Consider the following 25,003-nt stretch of genomic DNA (forward strand, 5'->3'; position numbering starts at 1 on the left):
ATTTTTAGCCCAGTGTTGGCACTTAGAGAAGTGAGTTATTTTTATCGTCAGGATAAATTAAATCGCCGTAACTGCGGTTGCTGTTAGGAAGGCAAAAAAAAAGAGCACCGCATGGTGCTCTTTAACAAGGAACGCTTGTAACTGTGAATTTTATAAGCGTACTTAAAGCGCGGCAAACCAGCAGCCGAAGCCGGGCAGGGTAAGGGTGCTTCCCTCAAGGGAGCCGGTGTGATGGCTTAACTCACTAAACTCTTTTGCCGGTTGTGTCTCCACGGTGATCTGTGCGCTATGTGCTGCCAGATTGAAGTAACACAGCAGAGTTTCGCCCTGGTGCTCTCGTTGAAACGCTAAAATTGGCTCATTGCTGTCAATAAAGGTGATATCACCTTCAAGCAGCACGCTTTGGCTACGGCGCCAGTGCATAAACTCTTGGTATGCATTTAACATGGAGTCTTGATCTTGCTGCTGCGTGGCCACATTGCTTGCCAGGTGTGCAGGACTCAACGGCAACCAGGGTTTAGTGCTACTAAAACCGCCTTGCTCGCCGTCCTGCCAAGGCATCGGTGTACGGCAACCATCACGACCCTTAAAATTCGGCCAGAAGGTAATGCCATAAGGGTCTTGCAGGTCCTCGAACGCCACGCTGGCTTCACCCAGCCCCAGCTCCTCACCTTGATACATGCACACGCTACCGCGTAAGGACGCGAGCATAGCGGTGAGCATTTTCACCTGCTGCGGCTGCACTTCGCCGGTTGCAGACCAACGGCTTGCAACCCGCTCCACATCGTGGTTGCTAAAGGCCCAACAAGGCCAGCCTTCAAGCATACGAGCCTCTAAGGTCTCTACTGTGGTGCGTATGTATTCGCTGCTGTAGTCATTGGTCAGCAGCTCAAAGCTATAACCCATATGCAGTTTGTCGCCACCGGCGGTGTATTCGGCCATGGTCGCTAACGAGTCTTCCGAAGAGATCTCGCCGAGCGCTACTGTACCCGGGTACTTATCCAGCAGGGCACGGATGTCGCGCATAAACTCAAGGTTTTCTGGCTGGGTGTTGTTGTAATAGTGATATTGGAAGGCATAAGGGTTATCTTCGCTAAAGCCGCGACCTTGACGCTTTTCCTTCGGTTTAGCCGGGTTATCCCTTAGTTGGGCATCATGATAACAGAAATTAATGGCATCCAAACGGAAGCCGTCTACTCCCTTTTTCAGCCAAAACTCGACATTATCAAGCACCGCCTTACGTACGTCCGGATTGTGGAAGTTAAGATCCGGCTGCTCGGTTAAGAAGTTATGTAGGTAATACTGGCCGCGACGGGGCTCCCATTGCCAGGCCGGACCACCGAAAATAGATAACCAGTTGTTCGGTTGGGTGCCATCTTCTTTGGCATCGGCCCACACATACCAATCCGCTAAGTCAGCGTCTTTGCTTTCGCGGCTTTCTATAAACCAAGGATGTTGGTCCGAGGTATGACTGAGCACCTGATCGATAATAATCTTGATATCACGTTTATGAGCTTCTTCTATCAACTCATCGAAGTCGGCAAGGTTGCCAAACAGTGGGTCGATATCGCGGTAGTCGCTAATATCGTAACCAAAGTCTTTCATGGGGGACTTAAAAAACGGCGAGATCCACACGGCATCCACGCCTAAGTCATTAATATAGTCTAAGCGGTTGATAATACCGCGAAGATCGCCAATTCCATCGCCATTGGTGTCTTGAAAGCTACGGGGATAAATTTGGTAAATAACCGCACCTTTCCACCACTGTGGGTTTGCCATATCGCACTCCAGATGAAAACCTAATTAGTTAAACTGGGAAAAGAATACGGCAAGCCGCAAAGACTTGTAAAAGAACTGCATACGTATGCATGCTGGATACGTATGCATAGAGTAAGGCGGTGGAGTTCTCTTGGACTCCGCTTGGGGCGGGTCATCAATCCAAGGGTAAGCTTACCAATGCTAATCGTGCACGGCTTAGTTGCTTTTTGGGCAACAATAAGAATGCACTGGATTAGGGCGTTACGGCTGGGTTTTGCACCACCATGGTGTTATTATATTTTGGTCTGACCAATTAACACTGTGCTTGATGCGCAAATTGCCGTTTGACCGGGGGTCGACCTGAACGGTGATAGAGGCCCTACTTTTGTTAACATTTACTCCGTTTGGGCAGTCGCGTGGCTATCACTTAACACTTTTATAAATGCGTCCCTGCTGTACACTGCGACAACTGGCGCCGTGCCTATATCGGTGTTATTTTTTGTGTAAGCCAAATGTTAACAAAGTACCTGTTGTAGCCTCTGAATACGTATGCATAAATTTGTTATTAATTTAACACGGGAGTTAGTATTTTTTGCGACAACAACATGAGCCAACTTGGTGCAGCGCTAACTACCACCTCGTTCGGCCACAAATTATGGTTAATTGGGGTAAAACAGTATGTCTATGTTCAAACCAAGTATGCTAACTCTTGCGTTGATCAGCGCCGGAGTTGTCAGTAGCAATGTTGCATTGGCACAAGAAAATGATGCGGCAAGCGCCGAAGAACAACAAAAGGTTGAAGTAATTGAAGTGCGCGGCTTCCGCCGTAGCGTTGCCGAGTCAATCAATACCAAGCGCTTCGCCAGTGAAGTAGTAGAGTCTATTTCTGCCGAAGACATTGGTAAGCTACCGGATTCATCGATTGCCGAGTCAATCGCGCGCTTACCCGGCCTAACCGCCCAGCGTCTTGACGGTCGTGCATCGCGTGTGAGCGTACGTGGTTTTAGCGAAAACGAAAGCGCCACTACTTTTAATGGTCGTGAGCAGGTATCCATCAGCGATAACCGCGGTGTTGAATTCGACCTGTATCCGTCTGAGATCATGAGCGGTGTAACCGTATATAAAACACCGAGTGCCTCGATTGAAGCCGAAGGCATTGCCGGTGTAATCGACATGCAAACTGTTCGCCCCTTAAGTAAAGGTGAGCAGGTTATTCAGTTTAATGGTCAATACGAGCAAACCAGCTTCGATAAGCTAAACCCGGACGGCGACGATAAAGGTTTCCGTGGCACTCTTTCTTATATTGATCAATTTGCCGATGACACCTTCGGCGTGGCCTTTGCTTACACCACGATGAGCTCACCTAACCAGGAGAAGCGTTGGAACTCGTGGGGCTACCCCGACCTTGAAGCCCCGGATGGCAACACCTATTCGGTACTAGGCGGTGCTAAACCTTTCGTTCGCTCTTCTACGTTAGAGCGTGATTCGGCTATGTTGGTGCTTGAATATGCTCCGACCAGCGAACTAAATATGACGTTCGATGCCCTCTATGTTGATTTTTCGGATGAAAAGATCCTCCGTGGTATCGAGGTGCCTTTTGCCTGGGGTCAAGGTTCAATCGATCCAGACAGTGTTGAAGTCGATGCGCAATCGGGTTTTATCACCAGTGCCATCACCGAAGGTCAGCGTGTCGTTGTACGTAACGACTTTGAAGAGCGTAACGCCGAGCTGACTCAGTTTGGTTTTAATGTTGAATACCTCATCAGCGACGAATGGTCGGTCGAGTTTGACGCCAGCCGTTCTGAAGTAGAGCGCCAGGTATGGAGTATCGAAAGCTACTCAGGTACAGGCCGTGGCGATAATAATGGTGTGGCCGATGACCTGGGTTATAGCTTTAACGGCGGTAACACGGGTGCGCAATTTACCCATGGTCTGGATTACAGCGACTTTAACCTGATCCAATTGGGCGGCCCATTGACCTGGGGTTACAGCCAACCACTCAATGAGAAATACGGCCTTATCGGTTCGGCGTATGAAAATGCCGCGCAGGATGGCTTTATTAACGCCCCTGAGATTGAAGACGAGTTAAGCACCTTAAAGCTTGCCGCCAGCAAACTGTTAGACAATGCCTACTTCAACAAGGTGAGCTTTGGTATTTCTTACCGTGACCGCGAAAAGAGCAAGCTGTCTGAAGGCTACTTTATGACGCTTTCAAGCTTCTCATTGGATAACCCGGGTATGATGATGGTGCCTGAGCAGTACCGTGTGGGCTCGGCTAACCTCGACTTTATTGGTATGGGCGACATGATTGCCTATGATACCCGGGCCCTGATTGACGATGGCTACTACGATCTGTTGCAAGAAAGCTTGAACGACTCTAAGCACAAGACCCGTTCTTGGACCGTACAAGAAGAAGTGACGGCGATGTTTGTGCAGGCCGATATCAACGCCGAGCTAGGTGACATGCCGGTAACCGGTAATATTGGCGCCCGCTATGTTAAAACCGAGCAATCATCGCAGGGCTTTGAAGCAGCAACAGTTGATGGCCAGGTGGTGGCGACGCCAATCGATGTAAGCCATGATTACTCGCACTTCCTACCAAGCGTGAACCTGAATGTGGCGATCACCGATGACCAAACCATCCGTTTTGGCGCGGCTAAGACCATCTCTCGTGCCCGTTTGGATGAGATGAACTCATCGGTAGCGATCAGCTACAACGCCACAGACAAACCAGATGAAAATGGTAACTTCTGGTCTGTTTCAGGCGGTAACACCAAGCTTGAGCCGAAAGAGGCGGTGGGTTTTGATCTCAGTTATGAAAACTACTTTAGCGCCGAGGGTTATTTCTCAACGGCTATTTTCTACAAAGATCTAAAAGAGTGGACATTCGACGAGACTTACTTTGTCGACATGGGTGACAGACCTGATCCGGCCACCGGTATCGTTCCTCCGGCGGACAGACAAACGGCTTCACGCAGCAGTAAGATCAACGGCGGTGGCGGTGACCTTTGGGGTTATGAGCTATCGGTAGCACTGCCATTTAATCTGTTCGCCGATGAGCTTGAAGGCTTTGGTTTGCTTGCCAGTCACACTGGGGTTGAGCAGGACATCGAAGACCAAAATGGTAACGAATATGAACTGCCGGGCCTTTCTGATAGCATTCAAAGCCTGACCCTATATTATGACCGTTATGGTTTCAGTGCCCGTACCAGCATGCGTAAGCGTAGCGACTTTAAAGGCGATGTGTACGGACCGGGTTTTGCAACCAACCAGGTTGCTATCCAAGGTGAGACCATCTGGGATGCACAAATCGGCTATGACTTTGGTGAGTCGGGTATTGCCGGCCTAGAAGGCCTGGAAATGACCTTCCAGGTGCAGAACATCACCGAAGAGCCATTTGTGTCTCTACAAGGTGATAACTCACTGCAAGTACGCGACTACCAGGATTATGGTCGTACTTACTTGCTGGGTTTCAAGTATGAGCTATAACTCTTAAATGAAGTTAAAAAAGCCCTTGAATTTTCAAGGGCTTTTTCACAGGAGTAGAAATATGGCGGAAGTAAAAAAGGTGCTGATCCTTGGCGGCGGTACCGCCGGTTGGCTAAGCGCGGCCTTGTTGGCGAAATTGATGGGGTCGCGTGTTGATATCACCTTGGTGGAGTCGACGCACATTGGCACCATCGGGGTAGGCGAGGCGACCATACCGCCCATAGTCGCTTTTAATCAGGCTCTCGGTATCGATGAGCAAACCCTTTTGGCGCGCACCAGTGCCACCATTAAACTGGGTATCCAGTTCGAGAACTGGGGTCAAGTAGGCGACAGCTATATGCACGCCTTCGGCTCGCTCGGTAAGGCCTTTCCATTTTGTGACTTCCATCATATTTTTCATGCCGCCAAAGAGCAGGGCCACAGTGGCTCGCTTTGGGATTACTCGTTAAATTACCAAGCCGCCAAAGCGGAGCGTTTTACGCCTATGGCGCACATTCCGGGCACGCAATTGCCTGGCACTCAACACGCTTATCATTTCGATGCCTCACTGTATGCCCAACTGCTTCGCGAGCGTGCCGAAGCGTTAGGAGTGACACGTATCGATGCCAAGGTGACCTATGTTAGCCAGCATCAAAATGGCGATATTCGCGCTCTGACCTTGGATAACGGCACAGAGGTGGAAGCCGACCTCTTTATCGACTGCAGTGGTCTGCGCGCCTTGCTTATTGAACAAACTCTGGGGGTGGGTTTTGAGGATTGGAGTCATTGGCTGCCGTGCGATCGCGCCATTGCCGTGCAAAGCGAATTATCCGGGGGGCACAGCCCTAAGCCTTATACCCGGGCTATTGCTCGAGAGTCTGGCTGGCAATGGCAAATTCCCCTGCAACACCGCATGGGCAATGGATTGGTTTATTGCTCGCGCTACATGGATGAAGCGCAGGCGATGGCCCAACTGAATGAGCATCTGCCGGGTAAGGCTATCACCGAGCCCAGAGTCATAAAATTCCGCACTGGTCAGCGACGCAAACAATGGCAAAACAATGTGGTGGCCATTGGCCTCAGCAGTGGCTTTTTGGAGCCTCTGGAGTCCACCAGTATCCACCTTATTCAAACCGCCATTATTCGCCTGATTAAGCATTTTCCCCATCAGCAAATAAGCAGCGCGGCGCGGGACTCGTATAATCAGCAATTTAGCACCGAGATGGCGCAAATTCGCGATTTTATCATCCTCCACTACGCCTTGAATCAGCGCCAGGACACTGCATTCTGGCGCCATTGCCAAAGCATGGAGTTACCCAAGTCGTTAACGCAAAAGCTGGCCTTGTTTGCGCAAACGGGCACGGTATTTCGCCACCAGGACGAGTTATTCTCCGAAGTGGCTTGGCAGCAGGTGTTGTTGGGGCAAAATTGTTGGCCGCAGCAGCATCATCCCTTGGCCGAGCAGTTCAGTGCCGAGCAGCGCAGCGAATTACTTGCCAGTTTACGCACCCTGATAGAGCGCACCGTAGTGCAAATGCCGAGCCATCAGGAATATATTGATACCCTGGTAGCGAGCGCCAAATAAAGGTGCTGATCTGCGCCTGAACGACCGGGTATTCTGGCTTGAATACGTATGCACGCCATACCCAAGTTGGTGCAGAGCACGTAATATTTTTGTCATAACAATAGATAAACAAAGTAAGCGAATGATAAATAGCAAGTTGAAAACGCCGTTATTGGCATTGTCGCTAAGCGCGGCGCTGGTTGCTTGTGGCCAGGAGCCGCAGCAGCAAGACGTAGACGCCGATAGCAGCATAGAGCAGGGCCAGCAGCTGGTACAAAAGCCCGTGGTTTACCAGGTTTTTACCCGCTTATTTGGTAACGCCAACACCACCAATGAACCCTGGGGAACACTCAAGCAAAATGGCGTCGGTAAATTTGCAGATTTCAACGATGCGGCCCTTAGAGGCATTAAAGAGTTGGGAGTCACCCATATCTGGTATACCGGAGTTTTGCATCATGCCATGGTGACCGATTACAGCGATTTTGGCCTGCACGGCGACGATCCGGACGTGGTGAAAGGCCGTGCTGGCTCACCCTATGCCATTAAAGATTATTACAACGTAAACCCGGATCTGGCATCCAAGCCGGCCGACCGCCTGCGCGAGTTTGAAGCTCTGATCGCACGCACCCACGAGCATGGCATGAAGGTGATCATCGACATAGTGCCCAATCATGTGGCCCGCGATTACCACTCCGTCAGCAAGCCGCAGGGCGTTGAAGACTTTGGCGCCAACGACGACACCAGCTTTGCCTATAAGCGCGACAACAACTTCTATTATGTGGTGGGTGAGGACTTTATTGTTCCCCAAGATGCCAATTACCAGGTGCTGGGCGGCCAAAGTCACCCGCTAGCGGATGGCAAATTTACCGAAAGTCCGGCGAAGTGGACCGGCAACGGCGCGCGCAAAGCCCAGCCGGATATTAACGATTGGTATGAAACGGTGAAGATAAACTACGGTGTTAAGCCCGATGGCAGTTACGACTTCCCTCGGCTGCCGGATAACTACGCCGAGCTGGATTACCGCGCTCATTACGCCTTTTGGCGGGAACAGGAGCTGCCGGACAGCTGGTATAAGTTCCGCGATATCACCCAATACTGGCTCGAAAAGGGCGTAGATGGCTTCCGCTACGATATGGCGGAAATGGTGCCGGTGGAATTTTGGAGCTTTTTAAACTCCTCCATCAAGATGAGCAACCCGGATGCCTTTTTGCTGGCCGAGGTTTATAACCCCGAGCTGTACCGCCCTTATATTCATTTAGGCAAGATGGATTACCTGTACGACAAGGTCGGCTTCTACGACAGCCTTAAGGCCATTATTCAAGGTAAAGCAGAGGCCAGCGAGCTGCTGGCGACGCACCAAGAGGTGGCAGATATTGAACAGCATATGCTGCACTTTTTGGAAAACCATGATGAGCAGCGCCTGGCGAGCCCGGACTTCGCCGGCGATATGAACTGGGGCAAGCCGGCGATGACGGTCTCAACCCTGATTGGGCGCTCACCGAGCATGCTGTATTTCGGTCAAACCGTGGGCGAAGATGGCTCCGAAGAGCCGGGATTCGGCGACCCAACACGCACCAGTATTTTTGATTATATCGGCGTACCTGCCCACCAAGCCTGGATGAACGGCGGTAAGTTCGACGGCGGCGCGCTTAACGATGAGCAGCGTGCGCTGCGTCAGTTTTATGTCGATCTGATGGCGCTTAATTCTCTTCCTGCGATTGTCGCCGGTGAGCTGATCCCGGTGCCAAACTCGGCGCCCGATTCAGTGATCAGTTTTGAGCGCAGGCTCGGTGAGCAGCGTATTGTCGTGGTTGCCAACCTTGGTAAGCATGCGGTGTTTGTGGATATTGAGCCGGAGCAAGCCATGGTCGGGAAAACCCTTTTGGGCACGCGTCCTCTGTATTTAGAAAAGCAAATTCCAATCAAGTTGCCATATCAGGGCGTTACCGTGTTGCAACTGGGGGTCCAAGTAGATGAATAATGAAAGACCTAGCCTGAGTTTCTGGCAAATTTGGAACATGTGCCTGGGCTTTATGGGTATACAGTTCGGTTTTGCCCTGCAAAATGCCAATGTCAGCCGTATTTTCCAAACCCTGGGTGCCGATATCGATGATATTCCCATTCTTTGGGTCGCGGCGCCGCTAACCGGTTTAATTGTACAGCCGATCATCGGCTATATGAGCGATAAAACCTGGGGCCGTTTAGGCCGTCGCCGTCCTTACTTTTTCTACGGCGCCATCGTCACCACTGCGGCGCTGTTGGTGATGCCAAACTCGCCAACCCTGTGGGTTGCCGCCGGCATGCTGTGGATTATGGATGCTTCCATTAACGTCACCATGGAACCGTTTCGGGCCCTGGTCGGCGATAACCTGCCGAATAAACAGCGCGCCCTGGGTTATTCGCTGCAAAGCTTTTTTATCGGTGTTGGTGCGGTGGTGGCCTCGAGTCTGCCTTGGATACTGAGCAACTGGTTCGATGTCAGCAATACCGCCGCTGCCGGGGTGATCCCGGAGTCGGTGCAATATGCCTTCTATATCGGCGGTGCCTTCTTACTGGTGTGCGTCATGTGGACCGTATTTACCACCAAGGAGTACAGCCCGGAACAGTTGGCAGCGTTTGAACAAAGCGAGTCGACGCTGATACCCGAAACGCAAAAACAAGAGATTAAATTTGGCCGCACCATGACGGTGAGTGGCGTGATTGGCGCGGCGATTATCGCCTTGGTCACCCTGATGAGCCTGGAAAAAGAGCTGTACCTGCTCGGCGCTGGTCTAGTGGCCTTTGCCTTGCTGCAAGGCATTGCCCTGTGGCAACAAACCAAGCAATACACAGAGAACGGCTTTTTCGCCGTGGTGTACGATGTTTTCACCATGCCGACGGCGATGCGCCAATTGGCTTGGGTGCAGTTTTTCAGCTGGTTTTCACTCTTTGCCATGTGGATTTATACCACAGCAGCGGTGACCAGTTATCACTATGACACCCTGGATGTGACTTCCAAGGCCTATAACGATGGCGCCGATTGGGTGGGGGTGCTGTTTGCCGCCTACAATGGTTTTGCAGCACTTGCTGCATTAGTGATCCCGGTTATGGTTAAACGAATAGGTATTCGTATGACCCATGGGGTGAATCTTATCGCCGGTGCCATTGCATTAATCAGCTTTATGTTTATAGACGACCCCAGCTGGCTTATGTTGCCCATGCTTGGCATCGGCTTTGCCTGGGCATCCATATTATCTTTACCTTACGCCATGCTATCAACCACCTTGCCAAGCGCAAAAATGGGCGTGTACATGGGTATTTTTAACTTCTTTATCGTAATTCCACAATTGCTCGCGGCCAGCGTCCTGGGTCTTATCCTCAAGCATGGGTTCGCCAATCAGCCGATTTACGCCTTAGTGATTGGCGGCATTTCCTTTGTCCTAGGCGCCATCGCGGTTAGTCGAGTCAAATTAGTAAAATAATAAGGGGACACTCAGTGAAAGTTTTAAACTCAATTATGGCGGCCATGTTGGTCGCAGGGCTGACGGGCTGTAACAGCGCCGAGCAACAAACAACTGCGGTTGTGGCTTCCTCCGAGGCTGCGCCGGGCGCCCCTGGCGATACGCCTTATTGGGCCTATTCGGGTAAAACCGGCATAGGCACCTCGTTTGAGGCCTATCATAACGGCCAATACAGCGATCAGGCTGCGACCGGCCCCGTGTCTAAGGTGTGGTTCTCCCTGGCCAAGGGCATGATCACCGAAACCATGTTTGGCCTTATTCATCAGGCGCAAATTCGCGATATGCAGTTTATCGTCACCGGTGCTGACTTTGTGGTCAGCGAACAAGATGGCTTAAAAAATACCGTTGAATACCTGGACACCGACGAGCAAGGGCGCCCGCGCTCCTTGGCGTATCGAGTGACCAGTGAAGATGAGCAGGGACGTTTTCGTATTATCAAGGATATTTTTACCGATCCGGATGCCCAGTCGTTGCTGGTGCGGGCGCGCTTTGAAGCCAACCAGCCCGGCCTAACGGCGCATGTGCAGGTGAATCCCTATGTAAACAATGATGGCTTAAACGACAGCGCCAAGGTTGCTGGCGGTGCTCTGCTTGCCTATAGCGACGGCAAACATTTCCTCAGCCTGCAAAGCAAACAAGGTCTGAGCGATGCTTCGGTAGGCTTTTTCGGTCAAAGTGATCGCCTAACCCAGCTAAATAAGGAAAATACCTTTTCGCGTTACACCAGCACCGGTGAGCAAACAGGTAATGTCACCATGAGTGCAACCCTGGGGAAGATCAACAAGAGCAGCGAGTTTGATCTGGTATTGAGCTATGGTAATACGGAACAAAGTGCTATTGATGAGGGACAGAAAACCCTAAAGCGCGGCTATGATACGGTGCTTGCCCATTATAATGGCGAAGGCGACTTTATTGGCTGGCAGGACTATCTACAAAGCCTGACTATCACGGACTTATACCCATCCACAGAGGATGGCGGCAAGCTGCTTAACACCAGTGCCTTGGTACTCAAAGCGCAGGAAGATAAGACGCACGCCGGTGCACTGATTGCGTCATTGTCGAACCCCTGGGGCGATACGGTGAAAGCGGAGCAGGGCCACACAGGTTATAAGGCGGTGTGGGTGCGTGATTTCTATCAGGTTGCCATGGCGTTTTTAGCCATGGGCGATAGCGATACCGCCAAGGCTGCATTCAACTACTTGCCTAAGGTTCAGGTGCGTGAGAACACGCCCGACAATCAGGGCGACAGTGGTTGGTTCTTACAAAAGACCCATGTTGATGGTGAGTTGGAATGGGTGGGGGTCCAGCTGGATCAAACCGCCATGCCTATTATGCTGGCGTGGAAACTTTACCAGGGTGAGGTACTCACCAAGGAAGAATTGAGCACCTGGTATACCCAGATGCTTAAACCCGCCGCCGATTTCCTTGTCGACGGTGGTTTGGCCAAAATTCTTTGGAATGATACCCAGATCACTCCTCCGCTGACGCAGCAAGAGCGCTGGGAAGAGCAGGCTGGATACTCGCCTTCGACCACGGCGGCGGTGATTGCCGGCCTTATCAGTGCCGCCGAAATCGCCAAGCTAAGCGGCGATGAGAAGAATGCCGCACGTTATCTGGCGACGGCCAAGCAATATAACCAGGATGTTGAAGCCCTGATGTTTACGACTAAAGGGACACTTGAAGGCGACGGCGTCGATGGCCGTTATTTTGTCCGTATTGCCCAGGACCTGGATGCCAACGCCGACACTAAACTGGCCGCCAACAATGGCCGTCAGGGCATGGATAAAAAGCAGATCCTCGATGGCGGTTTCCTGGAGCTGGTGCGTTATGGCGTACGTGCCGCAAGCAGCGACTCGGTACTCGAATCACTGCCGGAGTACGATGACCAAACTCTAGCGGAAAACCTGCGCGTTAAATACACCTTTACCGATGCCCAGGGCGAAGCCTTCCCGGGCTGGCGTCGCTATGGCAATGACGGCTATGGTGAAGATGAAAAACGCGGTACCAACTATGCCGAGGGTGGAGTGAATACCGACGGTCAGCGCGGTCGCGTGTGGCCTTTCTTTACCGGCGAGCGCGGTCATTATGAAATTGCCGCGGCACAATCGCTAACAGGTGATGCGGCAGCGCAGAAGTACGCCGATATCCAACACACATACGTGCGTGGCATGGAAGGTTTTGCTAATAAGGGCATGATGCTACCCGAGCAGGTGTGGGATGGCGTGGGCGTCAACCCGTTTGGCTATGAATTAGGGCAGGGCACTAACTCGGCTACACCACTGGCCTGGACTCACGCCGAATATGTGAAACTGCTGCGCTCGCTAAGCGATAAACGGGTGTGGGATCACTATCCGCTGGTGGAGCAGAAACTTAAGCAAGATTAATAGGGCTGCGACCAATTAGGCTAAAAAAAGCCGCCTATATTTTTAGGCGGCTTTTTAGTGTGGAGTCGTTTAAAACTGTGTTGGTATTAGGTTAGACAAGGCTGATTGTGAGTAATTAAGATCATTTACTGTCAATTGAACTGTCTTTGTTTTAGCTCGCGCATATTCAGGGTCATTAAAGGTACTGAGTTGTCTAGTCGGACGTCGCCTCATATAATCTTCGTAGCCGGCTATGCCACCCCAATCTCGAGCAGTTACGGACAAACTTAGTGAATTCACTTTAGACTCAAGTGCTGACTCATCTATAAACTCAGCAAGGTTTAAATTTTCGATATTTATACTTGTGCCGCTTGGAGGCGCAAAAATACTCCACGCAAGAAGTGGACGATTATTGTAAGAAGCTTCCATGCCAATGAAAATGAAAGCGTAGTCTACTCCGCTTTCGGCTATATCATAATCTTGACCGTCAAGCGTCAGTACAGAGGCCAGGTCATCTACACTCAGAGCTATGGGAGGTAAATCAAATGTTTGATTTACCTCTTTTGTTCTGACAGTTGATGAGGTGAATATGTATCCATCACCGGTTGGATTGTCTAAATTCTCATATTCGTAAGCAGTAATGCTGTGATTTTCGATGCTCTCATGGGTGAAAGCGTAGACATCGTTTGAGCCGTTAAATGCATAATTGTACAAGTGGTTTCCGTTATCCACGATAGCAGAGACTTGTTTGTAGGACATATAAGAATTGATGACAACAGGGGTGCCGATAAGCTCCGCTGCAACCTCTGTTGTGCCACCGTCATTGAGGTCGGCGAATAAAGCGCCATACGCTTGCTCAGGCGAGCTAAACTGGTTAACCACAGAAAGCTGCGGCCATTGCTCGGAACCACTTTGTTTACACTGAGTAACTGCTTGATACGTGACTGAACCAGTCCCTTTCTGGTAGGTGTCGAACATTGCACCACGCAACATGCTTCTTTCTACATAGCTGTTAACGCGTGCGGGGACGTCTACTTGTACATTGCTTGTCCTACATTCACATGCGCTGCTGTCACCCGTTTGGAAAGCGTTTTTTCCTAGATCAATCACAGGGTGATCAACGAAGGTAAGCAAATCTACGGGCGTAATACCATCGATTTTCTCTTGTACTAGCCTGACTAAAGAAAATGTTTCAGAGCCATTCGTGGTTGGGTAGCTAATGACGCCATTATCATCGGCATAAACCGTGGCTTTATTGGAATAATCGGCATTATGTATGATCAGGGCTGCATCCCTGTCCGGGGTTTCGTTGCCACACGCGTCCCTGTACACAGCGGTAATGGTTAACGTTTTACCGCTGGGCTCAGGGGTTGTTGTTGTTGTTGGATCAGAGTCGCCTGAACCACCACAACCGGATAACACGGCAACGCTTAATGCACTTAGGATAAAGCTGCGATACATAGGACAAGTTCCTTCTTTTGTTGTTATGACTAGGAGGGTCATTTTCATAATAGCCCTTGATTTATTATTGTAAATAAAACAAGTAGTTATTTAACACCTGTATCAAAGTGTGCGTTGTAATCCTGCTAGTATTCTTCGTTATTTACTCTTTAGCTCTTAAGTCGCGGTCTTTAAACTAGGCGCAATGAATTTACCTGGTGTAAGCTGGCGTAGATATAAACGAGAGAAACCAGGTTTACTCGAGGTAAAAGTGTGGAAATAAGAAATGGGACCTATACCCTGTATAATAATACCCATATGCTGGTCAGGGAGTATTACGGGCATGGCATATCAGACCCTGATATAGATAACATGAGAGAAATCTCTTATGCAAAAAAGTTAGGTTATATCAAGGGGTTTACACTGGATGAGAAGGAAGGCCGTTATTGTAAAAGCATCAAGATTGCAGATATGAGCAATGCTTATGAAGTAGAAACCAGAGGGCGTTACAAGGGGCAAGAGTTTATCATATTCGGATATCGCGCCCGCTCTAATGTGTTTGGCATAATGACCCGTGATGAAAAGCTCGCATCGAGACTCGGATTTATAAGCCTATCAGATGGCTTTATACTAGAGGTCGATGCCGCCGATGTGGATGAGATATGGGAGGTAAGAGGCAAAAGTAAACTCGGTTTACCCTTGCCGCAAGGGCTAAAAGAAAAGGTTATTATCCTTTAACTATGCGTTTTTTTTAGACAAAACCGCATAACCTACTTGCTTGACTGCCTGACGATTAATTGCGGCGGCAGCACGCTGCTGGCAACATCTACCTCTTGATCGGCAATCAGGTTAAGTAAATTAGCCACCAACATTTGTCCTGCCAAGGTGGTGTTTTGCTGAATTGTAGACAGTGGCGGGGTGCAAAAACGAGCCACCGCCAGGTCGTCAAAACCGACCACAGAAACATCGTGAGGCACCCTGAGTCCCGCTTCTTGCAGCGCACGAATGGCACCAATGGCGATTAAATCGCTGGCGCCGAACAGGGCAGTGAATTTAATGTTATTGGCCAGCAAAGACTTGGTTGCCTGATAGCCGGATTCCTCGGTGGAAATGGCGGTGGCAATTTTGCGCTCACTCACATGCACGCCATGAGCTTTCAGGCGCTCGGCAAAGCCATTAAAGCGGGCGCTGAACTCCGGGCTATGATGCGATGTATCGCCAATAAAGGCGCAATCGGTCCGCCCTAATTCAATAAAGTGTTCGGCCACCAGGGTTCCGCCTCGACTGTTATCGCAACTCACGGTTAATTCCGGACGCCCCTCAACATTGGCACCCCAGCAGACAAATTTGGTATTGCTCTCAAGTAGGCGGTCAAACTTGCTTTGGTAATCAATATAGTCGCCGTAGCCGAGCAGGATAATGCCATCGGCGCGGTGACTTTCGGCATAATCGGCATGCCAATCGTTGCTACTGGATTGAAATGAAACCAACAGGTCATAGCCAGCCTTGGCGCAGGCGCGCGTAATGGAGCCGAGCATGGACAAGAAGAAGGGGTTGATCTGCGATTCGTCTGATGTCGGGTCTTCGAACAGCAGCACGGCCAGGGTTGAGCTTTGTTGCGCCCTTAGGTTGCTGGCGTTTTTGTCGACCTTGTAGTTGAGCTTACGCGCCACCTCGACCACCCGGCGGCGGGTTTCTTCATTGACCAAGGGACTGCCGCGCAGTGCCCGTGATACCGTTGATTGCGATACCCCAGCATAGTGGGCGATATCGAAAGAGGTGGCTTTACCTTTCATGTACTTCCTCATGGGTTGATAACCAACCCAGTTAAAACTGATAGTTGTGCGTTCAGCACGCAGCCTACGGATTTAATAGGGGCGCATTTTGCATTATTTTTAGCGCGAACTGAAAATTTTTATTGATCCCCATCTGACACCGGTGTCATAATGTTGGCGTTTTATCATTTTGTTGTCACAAAACGGTTTGGCTGCCCGCTGCCCGGGCAGCACTTTTTTCAGTAGCGCGAAAAAAGAACTGCTAACATAAACTTAATAAGTTTATACCAAGTAAGTCAATGGTGGGTACAAGCTATGTCACTGGATAACCCAAGACGACCCTAAGACTTGGTATAAATTAAAAAAGAGAAACGACAATGAGTTCATCAGGTCCACAGGCAGGTAGCAAGGTGGCTTTTGCACCTATTTTAGTCGCCGACATTGGCGGCACGAACGCCCGTTTTGCGTTAATTACCGATTATTGCAGTCGCAGTAACTCTTTCGCTATCGATCACCAGCACACCTTTCCAAGCTGCGAATTCAAGTCTTTCGAAGATGCGGTCGATGCGTATTTATCTCAGGTTAACGCCATCAGCATTACTCGAGCCTGTCTTGCCGTTGCCGGTCCGGTTAAGGGCGAGGAGGTGACACTCACAAACCTGGGTTGGCAATTTAACGTCAATCAGCTCAAGGCGCGTTTTGGTTTCGCCAATTTACAGGTGATCAATGATTTCGCCGCTTTTGCTTATGCCGCCCCTTACTTGAATGAACGCGATAATATCTGCGTGAAACAGGGCATTGCCCAGGCGCATGCCAATATTGCCGTGTTCGGCCCGGGCACCGGTTTTGGCGCCGCTTGCCTGGTGCGCTCGCAAGGTCAACAGGCGGTGATGAGTTGTGAAGCGGGGCACATCAGTTTAGCTCCAGTCACCGAACTGGATCGTCAGCTCCATAATGTACTGCGTGAAGACCTGCAGCATGTGTCGGTAGAAAATGTCTTTGCCGGCCCGGGTATTGCCCGTTTATACCGTGCCATGGCTAAGGTGCATGGAAAGCAGGTGGAAGATATCGATGCGGCGCAGATAGCGGCATTGGCAGAAAATAAACAATGCATGATTGCCGATCGCACCTTGAATCATTTTTGCGATTGGCTCGGCAGCGTTGCCGGCGATATTGCTTTGAGTTTTGGTGCCCTAGGCGGTGTCTTTATCGGCGGTGGCATTTTACCTCGGATGCAACAGCGCCTGTTAAATAGCAGATTTAATGAACGATTTATTGCTAAAGGGGTGATGTCGCAGTATAACAGTCAAATCCCTGTCACCTTGGTATGCCAAGAACATATCCCCTTTATTGGCGCCGCAGCCTGTATTCATATGGGTTCCCAATCGGCTGGCCCGACGGGCTTCCCAACCGGGCAAGGCGATTAAGGAAGATACTAGTCAACGATGAAAAAGATAACCATAAACAGTGTTGCTAGCTATGCTGGTGTATCGAAAAAGACCGTTTCCCGGGTGCTCAATAATGAGCCCAACGTCAGCGACGTGACGCGGGAGAAGGTGCTTAAGGCGTTTAAAGAGCTGGACTACACACCGAACCCCATTGCCCGAGGGTTGGCCCGTAATCGCAGCTTTATTATTGCCTGTCTATACGATAACCCCTCGAAGAGCTATATCACCCGTTTGCAAAGCGGTGCCTTAGCCGCCTGCCATCAACATGGCTTTAACTTGTTGATCCACCCCTGTGAGCTGCGTGGTCAGGCGTTGCTCGATAATATTGAACAGTTATTGCAAACCTCACGCCTTGATGGCTTGGTATTAACGCCGCCGTTTTCCGATCATGGTGAGCTGGTGGCCTTTTTGCGCCAGAAAAAAGTGCCCTTTGCCCGAGTGGCCTCGGTGAAACTCGACGATGAGTCGATTTCCGTACGCAGCAATGACGAGCAGGGCGCCTTTGAAATCACCGAGCTGCTTATAAAGCTGGGCCATAAAGACATCGCCTTTATCAAGGGTCACCCGGACCACAGTGCCACCGAGCAGCGTTTTAACGGTTATCGCCGGGCCCTGGCTCAGCATGGTATCGAGTATCAGGAGCGGCTCGTGGAAGAGGGGAATTTCTCCTACCATTCCGGTGCCGACAGTGCGGAAACCATACTGCATTTAGACCCCAGGCCCACCGCCGTGTTTGCGTCAAACGACTACATGGCGGCGGCGGTGCTCAAAGCCGCCACCCAGATGGATTTAAAGGTGCCCGACGACATTGCCATTGCCGGTTTTGACAATGCCCCCATTGCCCGTCATATCTGGCCGGGGCTGACCACCATAGCCCAGCCGGTAGAAGAAATGACACGCTTGGCGGTTGAGCACCTTATTGAGCAGATCAATCAGGGTGACAATGGTGATGAGGAGCAGCCAAAAGAACCGTTGCAGATCACCTTGGAAGCCAAACTGATTTGTCGTGAGTCCACCGCGGCGCCGAAATCCTAACGATTTAATCCCAATTGCACGGAAATTAAAAACCAACACCCGGGTTAACCCAGGTGTTGGTTTTTTGTTTTCTGCGTTCAATTACTCGCAACATAGATTTTTTAGACTAAATTTACAAGGAGGGTTGACACCGGTGTCAGGGTTGTGAGTTAATGCTCTGACACCGGTGTCAGCTTGGTTGTGAGAGACAAGTTGGCAGCGTACCTTTGAACGGGTAATCAAAGCTGCTCAGTACCTCAGTGCGGGGAGTCTGTACTCAAGTGCTGAGCCTTTTATACCAATTCTGTTAAGTATGTGAGCAGATATTTGGCTATTTAAGAGAATTGGTATTCATCCCCTATAACTGGTAAGAAAGAGCAGAACTATGTTGCATCCGCGTATTAAAGAAGTCACCGAACGGGTAATTGAACGCAGTAAAGCGAGCCGTGCCGCCTATTTGGCCCGTATGCAAGCGGCTAAATCACAAACGCGCGTACGTGCCGGTATCGGATGTGGCAACCTTGCCCATGTTATGGCGGCTTGTACAAGCGATGACAAGGCGCGTCTAAGCGGTGATGAAAAGCCAAATTTAGCCATTATCAATTCTTACAACGACATGTTGTCGGCCCATGTGCCGTATAAGGAATACCCGGATTTAATTAAGCAAATCGCTACCAAATTCGATGCCACTGCTCAGGTTGCCGGCGGCGTGCCGGCCATGTGCGATGGCGTGACCCAGGGGCGTGATGGCATGGACCTGTCGCTGTTTTCCCGCGATGTGATTGCCATGTCGACGGCTATCGCCTTATCCCACGATGTTTTCGACGGCGTATTCTGTTTGGGTGTGTGTGACAAAATCGTCCCTGGACTGGTTATTGGCGCCTTATCATTTGGCCATTTACCGGTATTTTTCCTGCCTGCCGGCCCCATGCCTTCAGGCATTCCCAACAAAGAAAAAGCCCGCGTAAGACAAAAATTTGCCCAGGGCCTTGTCAGCCGTGAAGAGCTGTTAAAGGCCGAAAGCGAGTCATATCATAGCGCCGGTACCTGCACCTTCTACGGTACTGCGAACTCAAATCAAATGCTGATGGAGATCATGGGCCTGCACCTGCCGGGCAGCTCATTTGTGAACCCTTATACCGAGCTGCGCGATGGTTTGACCGCACACGCGGTAGAGACCATGCTTAAACAGCTAGTCACAAGTAAGGATGCGGTGCCCATGGCCGAGGTGATGAGTGAAAAAACCATTATCAATGGTCTGGTTGGCTTATTGGCCACCGGTGGCTCAACCAACCATGCCATTCATTTGGTGGCCATGGCCAAGGCCGCAGGCGTGGAGCTGACCTGGAAAGACATGGCTGATCTCTCGGAAGTGGTGCCCTTATTAACCCGTATTTACCCTAACGGCTCGGCCGATGTGAACCATTTCCAAGCCGCCGGCGGCATGGGCTATTTGATGAAGCAACTGCTGGCTAAGGGCCTGTTGCACAATGACGTCAAAACCATCTTGGGTGAGGGCCTTGAGGCTTATACCACTGAGCCGCGCCTGGACAAAGACGTGAACTTAATCGTCTCCGACAACACCGGCCCGGCCAAGGTGAAATGGGTACCGTGCGCCGAGCAGTCTCACGATCAAGAGGTCTTGCGCCCTGCAGACAACCCATTTAACCGCAGCGGCGGCTTGCAACTGCTGACCGGTAACCTCGGCAAGGCGGTGATCAAGGTCTCCGCGGTGCAAGAACAGCATCAGGTGGTGAGTGCCCCGGCCAAGGTGTTTGCCGATCAGGGCTCGCTACAAAGCGCCTTCGCCCGCGGCGAACTCAACCAGGATTTTATCGCCGTGATTAAAGAGCAGGGCCCCAAAGCCAAGGGCATGCCGGAGCTGCATAAGCTCACTCCGGTTATGGCCAGCTTGCAGGACCAAGGCTTTAAGGTGGCCATTGTCACCGATGGGCGTATGTCCGGTGCCTCCGGTAAGGTGCCCGCGGCCATCCACCTGGCGCCAGAAGCGGTTGAAGGGGGCATGATAGCCAAGGTCAAAGATGGCGATTTACTGACCCTAGATGCGCCAAACGGAATACTCAAACTGCATGTTAGCGATGAAGAGTTGGCGGCGCGCCATATCGAATTGGTGCACAGCGGCGCCACCTTTGGCACCGGCCGTGAGCTGTTTGCCGGATTTAGGAATATTGTCAGCAGTGCTGATTTAGGGGCCAGTGCCTTCGCTCCGGCCTACGAACAAGAATAACCGTCACTGGGAATGAGGATTTAACATGACAATAGAAAAGATTTTAACATCGGCCCCCGTGGTTCCTGTGGTGGTGATAGAGCGCCTTGAAGACGCCGCACCGCTGGCACAAGCCCTCTACAATGGTGGCTTGCGCGCCTTAGAAATTACGCTGCGCACACCGGTGGCGGCAGAGGCGGTCAAAATCATGAAGGAAACAGTCCCTGAGGCTTACGTGGGCACAGGGACGGTGATCGATAAGGCCACCTTTGAAGCCTCAATCGACGCTGGCGCCGATTTTATGGTGAGCCCGGGCGTTAACGATGAATTATTGGCTTTGGCCAGCCAAAGCGATACCCCTTTCTTGCCCGGAGCGGCCACGCCAAGCGAAGTAATGAGGCTCGCCGAACGTGGCTTCTCTTTTTTAAAGTTTTTCCCAGCGGCCGCAGCCGGTGGTCCGGCCATGCTTAAGTCCATCGGTGGCCCTTTACCCGGTGTTAAATTTTGCCCCACCGGCGGTATCAGCCTGGCGAGTGCGCCCGAGTACCTAGCATTAGACAACGTGGTCTGTGTCGGTGGAACCTGGATGCTGGATAAAACATTAATCGCAAATAAGGACTGGCAAGCGATCGAAGAACTTGCACGCCAAGCCAGCCAACTAAATAATTAATGGGGAGAGTGAAGATGATTAAAGTAGCTATCAATGGTTATGGTCGTATCGGTCGTAACACCCTACGTGCGCTCTATGAATCTGGTCGCAATGAATCCATCGCCATCGTCGCCATCAATGATTTGGCGCCGGCCCATGTTAATGCGCACCTGACTCAATTTGATTCTGTGCACGGCCAATTCTCCCAAAAGGTGAGCCTGCAAGATGATGTGATGCTGATTGGCAATGATGAAATCAAGCTGGTGCAGGAGCGCGATCCGGCAAACTTGCCGTGGGCGCAACTAGGCGTCGACATTGTGTTGGAATGTACCGGCCTGTTTACCAGTCGCGAAGCGGCGGCCAAGCATATCGAAGCGGGTGCCAAGAAGGTGATAGTCTCCGCTCCGGGCACCGACATGGATGCCACCGTGGTGCACGGCGTGAACGATCAAGTGTTGAACGCCCAATGTGCCATTATTTCCAATGCGTCCTGCACCACTAACTGTTTGGCTCCAGTTGCCAAGGCCTTAAACGATGCCATCGGCATAGAGCAGGGCAGTATGACCACCATTCATGCCTATACCAATGATCAAAATCTGTCAGACGTTTATCACCCGGATCTATATCGGGCGCGCAGTGCCACGCAGTCGATGATCCCGACCAAAACCGGCGCCGCTAAGGCGGTGGGCTTGGTGTTGCCGGAATTGGCCGGTAAGCTCGACGGCATGGCGGTGCGGGTGCCCACCATTAATGTCTCCTTGGTTGATTTGACTTTTATTGCCAAGCGCGAAACCAGTATCGACGAGGTCAATGCCGCGGTGAAGGCCGCCTCTGAAGGCGCCATGGCCGAGGTGTTGGCGTATAACGAGCTGCCGCTGGTGTCTATCGACTTCAACCACAACCCGGCCTCATCGGTATTCGATGCCACTCAAACCCGAGTGGATGGCAAATTGGTTAAGGTCATGGCCTGGTACGATAACGAGTGGGGTTTTTCTAACCGCATGTTGGATCAGGTGCAAAACCTCGCCAAGTTTTTATAATTCCATTGTTGTTATGTCAAAGCCGCCTCGAGCGGCTTTTTTTTTATGCCCGGGTTTTGAATAGCTTATGTATATACGTTATTGCGTATATACAAAACCTGGGCTAGTATTCGCTATATACGAATTTTCATATATACACGATGGCCGTTAACTTTTTTAAAGCCCTAAGCGACGATACCCGCCTACTTATCTGCTTGTTGATCCTCCACGAGCAGGAGCTGTGTGTGTGCGAACTGGTCAGTGCCTTAGCCCTGAGCCAGCCCAAAATATCCCGTCATTTGGCGCTGTTAAAAGAGGCGCAGATGTTGCGTACACGCAAACATAAACAGTGGGTGTATTACCGTATCAATGAGCATATGCCTGCGTGGCAACGTCAGGTATTAGACACTACATTAAGCGAGAATCCACACCTGTTGGCGGCGGCCTTAACCGGTTTAGACAATATGGGAGCCAGGCCTGAACGCCAGGCTTCATGCTGCAATTAGGGTTAATACACCCAAAGGAGACAGAGATGACAATCAAAGTAGGGATCAACGGTTTTGGTCGCATGGGGCGGCTGATTATGCGCGCCGCCTTCGACTGGCCCGAGCTCGAGTTTGTACAGATCAACGACCCCGCCGGCGATGCGGCTACTCTGGCGCACTTATTAGAATTTGATTCCGTGCACGGGCGTTGGCATCACGCTCCAAGCGCCAGCGATGGGCAGATGCAGGTTAATGGCCAAAGTCTAAGCTGCTCAAAATATAAAACCATCGCCGAGGTCGACTGGTCAGGGTGCGATATTGTGATTGAGGCCTCGGGTAAAATGAAAACCCGAGCTCTGTTACAGCAATACCTGGATCAAGGGGTTAAAAAAGTAGTAGTAACGGCGCCGGTTAAAGAAGAGGGCGTGCTCAATATCGTGATGGGGGTGAACGATCACCTCTATAAGGGCGATGAGCATGATATTGTGACCGCCGCTTCTTGCACCACAAACTGTTTAGCGCCTGTGGTTAAGGTGCTACAAGAAAAAATAGGCATTAAACACGGCTCAATGACCACGGTGCACGATATCACCAATACGCAAACCATTTTGGATGCACCGCACAAGGATCTGCGCCGCGCCCGCGCCTGCGGCATGAGCCTGATCCCCACCACGACCGGGTCGGCGACCGCCATTACCCATATTTTCCCCGAGCTTAAGGGCAAGCTTAATGGTCACGCCATTCGTGTGCCCCTGGCCAATGCCTCAATCACGGATTGTGTGTTCGAGCTTAATCGCGAAACCACGGAGCAGGAGCTAAATGCCTGGTTTAAGGCAGCCGCAGAAGGCGAGCTAAAAGGCATTTTGGGTTACGAGGAAAAGCCACTGGTGTCCATCGACTACCGCACCGATCCTCGCTCGAGCATCGTTGATGCGCTCTCAACCATGGTGGTGAACGGCACCCAGGCGAAAATGTACCTGTGGTACGACAATGAGTGGGGTTATGCCAACCGCAGCGCCGAGTTGGTGCACAAGGTGGCGGCCAGTCTGTAATTAGGGCCCTATGATGATGAAATCAACGCCCTTGCAGCAGTACGGGGTGATCACCGCCAACTACTGGGCCTTTACCTTGAGTGACGGCGCCCTGCGTATGTTGGTGGTGCTTTACTTCTATCAGCTTGGTTATACGCCCTTGGCGATAGCCATGCTGTTTTTGTTTTATGAGTTCTTTGGCGTCGTCACCAATTTGGTCGGCGGCTGGCTGGGTGCCCGCATCGGGCTTAACCGTACCATGCAGCTGGGAATGGCACTGCAAATTGGCGCCCTGGCCATGCTCTTGGTGGATAAGAGCATGTTGACCGTGCCCTGGGTGATGGCGGCACAGGCGCTCAGCGGTATCGCCAAGGACCTCAATAAAATGAGTGCTAAAAGCGCCATCAAGCTGGTGGTCAAGGAGCAGCAGCAAGGGCGTTTATATCAATGGGTGGCATTGCTGACCGGCTCGAAAAATGCGCTTAAGGGTTTAGGCTACTTTCTTGGCGGCCTGTTGTTATCCCTGTTGTCGTTTCAAGGCGCGGTATGGTCGTTAGTTGCCTTGGTAACACTCGGATTTATAATGAGCTCCTTGCTGCTCGGTGAAGACCTGGGGCGCAGCAAGTTTAAGCCTAAATTTAGGGATGTGTTTTCTAAAAGCGCCGCCTTAAATCGCTTGTCTGTAGCCCGTTTACTCCTGTTTGCCTCTCGAGATGTGTGGTTTGTGGTGGCCTTACCGGTGTTTTTTATTAGCCAGTTGGGTTGGCAGCATCAGCAGGTGGGCGGCTTTATGGCGCTGTGGATCATTGCCTATGGCGTGGTACAAAGCATGGCGCCTAAGTTTACCCGTAGCGCCGCGCACTCGGTGTTTGTGCAGGCGAAACGATACAGTGGTTTGCTGGCTGCGGTCACCGCCTTATTGCTGTTGGCCCTGACCCTGCTGGCAGACAGCATCAGTGCACAAACCTGGGTTTTGGTCGTGGGCTTGCTGCTGTTTGGCGCCGTATTTGCCATTAACTCGTCGCTGCACAGTTATCTGGTGGTGAAGCTGGCCGACCGTGACGCCGTGTCTTTGGATGTGGGCTTCTATTATATGGCTAACGCCAGTGGTCGTTTGCTTGGCACCTTGCTGTCGGGTTGGCTCTATCAGGTGAGTGGCTTGCTGGCCTGCCTAGTCTGTGCCCTGGTATTTCAGTTGGCAACCTGGTGGGTGTCGCGGCATTTGTCTGAAGGATAATGTGACGACTATATAAGTTGTTACA

General features: G+C 51.2%; 17 protein-coding genes. 14 read left to right on the forward strand and 3 right to left on the reverse strand.

What is annotated here, in order from left to right; translation table 11 throughout:
* Positions 1-162: 162 nt before the first annotated feature.
* Positions 163-1,779 (reverse strand): alpha-glucosidase family protein, encoded by a 1,617-nt coding sequence (locus KD147_RS01920; RefSeq protein WP_212546686.1) that lies wholly within the window; start codon positions 1,777-1,779, stop codon positions 163-165.
* A 657-nt stretch (positions 1,780-2,436) separates the two neighbouring features.
* On the opposite strand from KD147_RS01920, the gene KD147_RS01925 reads away from it, so the two are divergent.
* The 5 genes from KD147_RS01925 to KD147_RS01945 all read left to right on the forward strand — a co-directional run bounded on the left by KD147_RS01925 (position 2,437) and on the right by KD147_RS01945 (position 12,674).
* The gene (locus tag KD147_RS01925) at positions 2,437-5,247 is read left to right on the forward strand and encodes a TonB-dependent receptor (RefSeq protein WP_212546687.1); all 2,811 of its coding nucleotides are present in this window, start codon (positions 2,437-2,439) and stop codon (positions 5,245-5,247) included.
* A 61-nt stretch (positions 5,248-5,308) separates the two neighbouring features.
* Positions 5,309-6,811: a tryptophan halogenase family protein gene (locus KD147_RS01930; protein WP_212546688.1), complete on the forward strand. Its 1,503-nt coding sequence runs from the start codon at positions 5,309-5,311 to the stop codon at positions 6,809-6,811.
* A 121-nt stretch (positions 6,812-6,932) separates the two neighbouring features.
* Positions 6,933-8,771: an alpha-amylase family glycosyl hydrolase gene (locus KD147_RS01935; protein ID WP_212546689.1), complete on the forward strand. Its 1,839-nt coding sequence runs from the start codon at positions 6,933-6,935 to the stop codon at positions 8,769-8,771.
* A complete protein-coding gene (locus tag KD147_RS01940; RefSeq protein WP_212546690.1) occupies positions 8,764-10,251 on the forward strand; it encodes an MFS transporter in 1,488 nt (495 codons plus the stop codon). The genes KD147_RS01935 and KD147_RS01940 overlap by 8 nt, the downstream gene beginning before the upstream one ends.
* Before the next feature lie 14 nt (positions 10,252-10,265).
* On the forward strand, positions 10,266-12,674 hold the full coding sequence (locus KD147_RS01945) for a glucan 1,4-alpha-glucosidase (protein WP_349304656.1): 2,409 nt from the start codon (positions 10,266-10,268) through the stop codon (positions 12,672-12,674).
* Positions 12,675-12,743: 69 nt separating this feature from the next.
* Here KD147_RS01945 and KD147_RS01950 read toward each other — a convergent pair whose 3' ends face one another.
* Complete coding sequence (locus KD147_RS01950; RefSeq protein ID WP_212546691.1) at positions 12,744-14,162, reverse strand: hypothetical protein; 1,419 nt, start codon at positions 14,160-14,162, stop codon at positions 12,744-12,746.
* A gap of 204 nt (positions 14,163-14,366) precedes the next feature.
* Between KD147_RS01950 and KD147_RS01955 the strand changes: the two genes are divergently transcribed.
* Positions 14,367-14,831: a UCP033725 family protein gene (locus tag KD147_RS01955; protein WP_212546692.1), complete on the forward strand. Its 465-nt coding sequence runs from the start codon at positions 14,367-14,369 to the stop codon at positions 14,829-14,831.
* A 32-nt stretch (positions 14,832-14,863) separates the two neighbouring features.
* Here KD147_RS01955 and KD147_RS01960 read toward each other — a convergent pair whose 3' ends face one another.
* Positions 14,864-15,889 (reverse strand): LacI family DNA-binding transcriptional regulator, encoded by a 1,026-nt coding sequence (locus KD147_RS01960; protein ID WP_105189889.1) that lies wholly within the window; start codon positions 15,887-15,889, stop codon positions 14,864-14,866.
* Between the two features lie 356 nt (positions 15,890-16,245).
* Here KD147_RS01960 and glk point away from each other — a divergent pair, with 356 nt between their 5' ends.
* The 8 genes from glk (at position 16,246) to arsJ (ending at position 24,978) form a co-directional block, all read left to right on the forward strand.
* A complete protein-coding gene (glk, locus tag KD147_RS01965) occupies positions 16,246-17,295 on the forward strand; it encodes a glucokinase (protein WP_212546693.1) in 1,050 nt (349 codons plus the stop codon).
* 18 nt (positions 17,296-17,313) lie between these two features.
* Positions 17,314-18,351, forward strand: coding sequence for a LacI family DNA-binding transcriptional regulator (locus KD147_RS01970; protein ID WP_212546694.1), 1,038 nt, complete (start codon positions 17,314-17,316; stop codon positions 18,349-18,351).
* 364 nt (positions 18,352-18,715) lie between these two features.
* Entirely contained in the window at positions 18,716-20,578 is a 1,863-nt protein-coding gene (gene edd / locus KD147_RS01975; protein ID WP_212546695.1) for a phosphogluconate dehydratase, read from the forward strand.
* Positions 20,579-20,603: 25 nt separating this feature from the next.
* Positions 20,604-21,227: a bifunctional 4-hydroxy-2-oxoglutarate aldolase/2-dehydro-3-deoxy-phosphogluconate aldolase gene (gene eda / locus KD147_RS01980; protein WP_212546696.1), complete on the forward strand. Its 624-nt coding sequence runs from the start codon at positions 20,604-20,606 to the stop codon at positions 21,225-21,227.
* A 14-nt stretch (positions 21,228-21,241) separates the two neighbouring features.
* Positions 21,242-22,246, forward strand: coding sequence for a type I glyceraldehyde-3-phosphate dehydrogenase (gene gap, locus KD147_RS01985; protein WP_105255495.1), 1,005 nt, complete (start codon positions 21,242-21,244; stop codon positions 22,244-22,246).
* 140 nt (positions 22,247-22,386) lie between these two features.
* Positions 22,387-22,731 carry a metalloregulator ArsR/SmtB family transcription factor gene (locus KD147_RS01990; RefSeq protein ID WP_105189883.1) on the forward strand — a complete coding sequence of 115 codons (345 nt, stop codon included), beginning with the start codon at positions 22,387-22,389 and terminating at the stop codon, positions 22,729-22,731.
* A gap of 26 nt (positions 22,732-22,757) precedes the next feature.
* Entirely contained in the window at positions 22,758-23,762 is a 1,005-nt protein-coding gene (locus KD147_RS01995; RefSeq protein WP_105255496.1) for an ArsJ-associated glyceraldehyde-3-phosphate dehydrogenase, read from the forward strand.
* A 10-nt stretch (positions 23,763-23,772) separates the two neighbouring features.
* A complete protein-coding gene (gene arsJ / locus KD147_RS02000) occupies positions 23,773-24,978 on the forward strand; it encodes an organoarsenical effux MFS transporter ArsJ (protein WP_212546697.1) in 1,206 nt (401 codons plus the stop codon).
* Positions 24,979-25,003: the final 25 nt, after the last annotated feature.

This window comes from Pseudoalteromonas sp. BDTF-M6, from assembly GCF_018334135.1.
GTDB lineage: Bacteria > Pseudomonadota > Gammaproteobacteria > Enterobacterales > Alteromonadaceae > Pseudoalteromonas.

What these genes read in the sequence shown, in the direction of transcription:
- KD147_RS01920 (WP_212546686.1), bottom strand. Translation starts at nt 1,779, where the DNA reads ATGGCAAACCCACAGTGGTGGAAAGGTGCGGTTATTTACCAAATTTAT.
- KD147_RS01925 (WP_212546687.1), top strand. Translation starts at nt 2,437, where the DNA reads ATGTCTATGTTCAAACCAAGTATGCTAACTCTTGCGTTGATCAGCGCC.
- KD147_RS01930 (WP_212546688.1), top strand. Translation starts at nt 5,309, where the DNA reads ATGGCGGAAGTAAAAAAGGTGCTGATCCTTGGCGGCGGTACCGCCGGT.
- KD147_RS01935 (WP_212546689.1), top strand. Translation starts at nt 6,933, where the DNA reads ATGATAAATAGCAAGTTGAAAACGCCGTTATTGGCATTGTCGCTAAGC.
- KD147_RS01940 (WP_212546690.1), top strand. Translation starts at nt 8,764, where the DNA reads ATGAATAATGAAAGACCTAGCCTGAGTTTCTGGCAAATTTGGAACATG.
- KD147_RS01950 (WP_212546691.1), bottom strand. Translation starts at nt 14,162, where the DNA reads ATGAAAATGACCCTCCTAGTCATAACAACAAAAGAAGGAACTTGTCCT.
- KD147_RS01960 (WP_105189889.1), bottom strand. Translation starts at nt 15,889, where the DNA reads ATGAAAGGTAAAGCCACCTCTTTCGATATCGCCCACTATGCTGGGGTA.
- glk (WP_212546693.1), top strand. Translation starts at nt 16,246, where the DNA reads ATGAGTTCATCAGGTCCACAGGCAGGTAGCAAGGTGGCTTTTGCACCT.
- KD147_RS01970 (WP_212546694.1), top strand. Translation starts at nt 17,314, where the DNA reads ATGAAAAAGATAACCATAAACAGTGTTGCTAGCTATGCTGGTGTATCG.
- edd (WP_212546695.1), top strand. Translation starts at nt 18,716, where the DNA reads ATGTTGCATCCGCGTATTAAAGAAGTCACCGAACGGGTAATTGAACGC.
- eda (WP_212546696.1), top strand. Translation starts at nt 20,604, where the DNA reads ATGACAATAGAAAAGATTTTAACATCGGCCCCCGTGGTTCCTGTGGTG.
- gap (WP_105255495.1), top strand. Translation starts at nt 21,242, where the DNA reads ATGATTAAAGTAGCTATCAATGGTTATGGTCGTATCGGTCGTAACACC.
- KD147_RS01990 (WP_105189883.1), top strand. Translation starts at nt 22,387, where the DNA reads ATGGCCGTTAACTTTTTTAAAGCCCTAAGCGACGATACCCGCCTACTT.
- KD147_RS01995 (WP_105255496.1), top strand. Translation starts at nt 22,758, where the DNA reads ATGACAATCAAAGTAGGGATCAACGGTTTTGGTCGCATGGGGCGGCTG.
- arsJ (WP_212546697.1), top strand. Translation starts at nt 23,773, where the DNA reads ATGATGATGAAATCAACGCCCTTGCAGCAGTACGGGGTGATCACCGCC.